Source organism: Peloplasma aerotolerans (assembly GCF_030012175.1).
GTDB classification, from domain to species: Bacteria; Bacillota_I; Bacilli_A; order Acholeplasmatales; family Acholeplasmataceae; genus Peloplasma; species Peloplasma aerotolerans.
Genome location: NZ_JASCXW010000061.1, coordinates 1 through 3613, shown reverse-complemented (window position 1 = coordinate 3613; position 3613 = coordinate 1). Strand labels below are relative to the sequence as shown.

General features: G+C 30.0%; 3 protein-coding genes. All 3 read right to left on the bottom strand.

Annotated elements, in window-relative coordinates:
* Positions 1-527 precede the first annotated feature (527 nt).
* On the bottom strand, positions 528-1511 hold the full coding sequence (locus tag QJ521_RS09380; RefSeq protein WP_282840227.1) for a Fic family protein: 984 nt from the start codon (positions 1509-1511) through the stop codon (positions 528-530).
* 93 nt (positions 1512-1604) lie between these two features.
* Entirely contained in the window at positions 1605-2090 is a 486-nt protein-coding gene (locus QJ521_RS09375; protein WP_282840226.1) for a hypothetical protein, read from the bottom strand.
* A 380-nt stretch (positions 2091-2470) separates the two neighbouring features.
* Positions 2471-3016, bottom strand: coding sequence for a hypothetical protein (locus QJ521_RS09370; protein WP_282840225.1), 546 nt, complete (start codon positions 3014-3016; stop codon positions 2471-2473).
* Positions 3017-3613 lie beyond the last annotated feature (597 nt).

The window sequence follows — 3613 nt, the reverse complement described above, 5'->3', positions numbered from 1 at the left end:
TTACTAATATGTAAATAGCTAATTTATTATTCAAATCTTTTGTACTAATTTTTAAATCATCTTTTATTTTCATTTTTCCACCATTAATTTTGTATTGCTAGATTTATTAATCGGGTTAATCATTTTGATAATTATATCATAGGTGCATGATGTTAATAAAACACCAAAACTCATATCAACATAAGTGGATTTTTTTAATAAAAATTTGTATCTTACCATCGACCTCTTTTTCCTAGTTCAGATTTTTCTTATTCACACATAAGTTCTGATGGTTTTAATACTACTTCATTAAAAACAATCAAACCAACAGATTTTATTGACTTTTTGGTTTTCAAAAGAACTGTAACTACCTATGAATATCAAGAAAAAAAGCCCTTCCCACGGGTGAGAAGAGCATTTCATATTATTATTGGTGAACCGTACGGGTTCACGTTTTTTTCAGTGACTAACAGTCTAGACTGATATGAATATCTTTATTTCACATATAGTTTTGGTGACACTATATCGACTTTGTCATATATATATTTTTATTTCTTCACATATCTCTGATTTCTACTTTTAGGTTTTTCCGGAAGCGTCATTTCAATCATACCTGATTGTAAAAGTGGATCTAAATAATTCTTTTTAAAAGATGCTCTAGATTTTATACCTACCCTATCCATAAGCTCTATAGTAGTATATGGAATACCTTCCTCTAAAACAGTAAGCAATTTCTTCGCTTGAATCGATAGACTTCCTTTTTCTATGTTTGATTGTTTTAGTGTATCATTCATGGTTTCTATAATAGCATCCAACATAAACTCAATAAATACTGTAGATGTACCTACTTGATTCGATCTAGATATAGCATCATAGTATGATTGTTGTTTCTTCTTTATGATGGATTCAACAGGTAAATAGTAAAACAGTTCTTCTTCCTTTGCAAGTAAACATGTTTGAAAAAGTCTACCCATTCTACCATTGCCATCACTAAATGGATGTATAAATTCAAATTCATAATGAAATACACATGATTTGATGAGTATGTTTTCATCATAATGATTCAAGTAATCATAGAGATTATTCATTAGAGCTGGTACTCTATCTGCAGGAGGTGCCATAAAGATTGCCTTTTCATCATCAAATACACCAACTTGTCCTTTTCGATATGAACCTGCATCGGAGACGAGGGAGGTCATAAGTATTTTATGGTATTTAAGTAGGTCTTTTTGAGCGTATGGATTAATATCCTGTAAGCGTTCATAAACATTGATTGCGTTTTGAACTTCTAATATATCTTTTTGTGGTCCGATGACAAGTTTGTCATTGATTAAATCTTTGACTTGAGATTCTGATAATTGATTATTTTCTATGGCTAATGATGAGTGAATTGATTTTATTTGGTTTTTTCTTCTTAATAAGGGCTGGCTACTTAAATTATTCATACTAGAAAACTTACCAATCATTTTCATGATGGCAGCAATTTTATTAAGTATAGATGTGGTTATTTCATAAGGTGGTTTATAGGACATATATCATCAACTCCTCTTATGTATATTATACCACAGGACAGGCTATCTTGTATGTTTTCTTGTATTTTTTCTTGTATGTTTTCTTGTATGTTTTTAATTGAATAGAGCAACTACGCCTGCAATAACTCCAACTGGAATTACTAGTAAGATGATTGTCCCTAAAAATGTAAATATATTTCTTTTTTCTATTGAGTCAATGCTTTCTTCATGATCCGACTTAATACTCAATTGATATCTATCACCAAGAAACCATTCCTTCTGTCTATATAGTCTTATCTTAATCTTTTCATCTTGCTGCACATCTATTATTAATTTGCATACAGCAAACCTCCCCCACCTTCTCAAAAGATATGCGGATTCTGTTGCATAGCCAAAAAAGAGAAAAGCCATCAGTATAGCTCCAAATAAAAAGTACTTATTATTTAGAATGTGATATTGCTCAACTTTGATTTCATGCAATCCAGCCTCAATCAATAACGTTTCAGACTCTAATTTTTTATTGTCAACAAAAATGATAAGTTTTTCGTTGAATTCGTCCACATCTTTTAAATAGTTAAACGATAGTTTATGTATTTCCAACACCACCTATAGTGCAAAATGATTTGTTTATGTTTATTTGTATTGTTTTAAAATATTCTTTGTTCTAGATTCGACATGAGATTTTGAAGACATAATGAATGGTTGAGTACAACAAATTTGAGGAATACCCTATATAGGTTTACCCTAAAATAAATGGGGTAACCAAACAATTTGACAGATTTTCTAATGATTTCATTAAACTCCATCTCATCAACCTTATGTTCTATAAAAATATCTTCGAAAGAAGTCAAAAGTGTTTCAAAACCAAATGTTGATGCAAATCCTGATTTTTTGTTAGTATTGTTTCAATTACTTTTTGAATATAATGACGTGATAGCTTTTGGTATTTATAGTTCTAAATGGTTTTTTCATCTCTAATTTCAATATACAATCCCGGTTCTATTGGTAATTTCAACTTCAACAACTAGTTTGATTATTATGCCTTCTTCTATATACACCCTAATCCATACACGTTCATTGACATATATTGAACTGATACTATCTCGAGGGTAAAATCCTAATGATCTCATATACTCAATGATTTCACTTTCGGTGTATTCATCACCTACCGAAAGATCATAAATATAAATCTCTGGATCTGATGTGCTTATTCGTGTGATATAACTTCCACCATTTACATAATCCGGATAAGCAGTAACTTCATAGTAGGTAGTAGGATTGTTTAACATATATTCGTTAATATCAACACTATATGGATCTATATTGGCATCAATCAGAGTTTCAACACCAAACCCTCCCATAATGTTAAATTTGGATGTGATATCTTCAGTCACCACTGTTAGTAATTCATACTCAAAATTACTGTTATGAGAAATTTCTTCGATTATTTTTTCGGTTTTTTGTTTTGTACATCCTGTTAGTAAGATAGCAAATAGAAAAATAATAATAAAGGTTAATCTTTTCATAATATCATCTCTTTCACTCGTATTATTATATTCATAACAAGAATATCCTTATTATCTCTGAAAAAAGTATTCTAATGAATTGCTTCGTTACTCCCTCAATGCTTTGTTTAACACTTATATTATACAATAGTCACACTCTATTAGAAATCATATTTTCAGATGTTTAATTTCAAAGGTTTACTACACTTACCATGACTACCACTAGCATTTTATAAAAGATAACAAAACTTATCTCAATATAAGTGAGTATTTTGGACAAAAAACATACTTTAACTCCCTAAATGACTTTTATTGAAAGTAAAACTCAAGAAAGCCCTTCATTTTTGAGAGGAATAGAGCATTCAAAACCGTATCATTCTAAGTCGACTTAACGTCTCAACAAAAACATAAAAATCCTACCACTGATATTAGATAAGCTTACTCTAGTAGTGTTGGTGACCCGTAGGGGTTCACGTTTTTTTCAGTGACTAACTGTCTAGACTGATATAGATATCTTTAATTCATGTATGTTTTTGGTGACTCTTTTGCACTTGAAGTCATTTTTTTTATTGTTTGTTACTAAACCTGTTCAATTTAGTGTCTTTCCAATATAATATT

What these genes read in the sequence shown, in the direction of transcription:
- QJ521_RS09380 (WP_282840227.1), bottom strand. Translation starts at nt 1,511, where the DNA reads ATGTCCTATAAACCACCTTATGAAATAACCACATCTATACTTAATAAA.
- QJ521_RS09370 (WP_282840225.1), bottom strand. Translation starts at nt 3,016, where the DNA reads ATGAAAAGATTAACCTTTATTATTATTTTTCTATTTGCTATCTTACTA.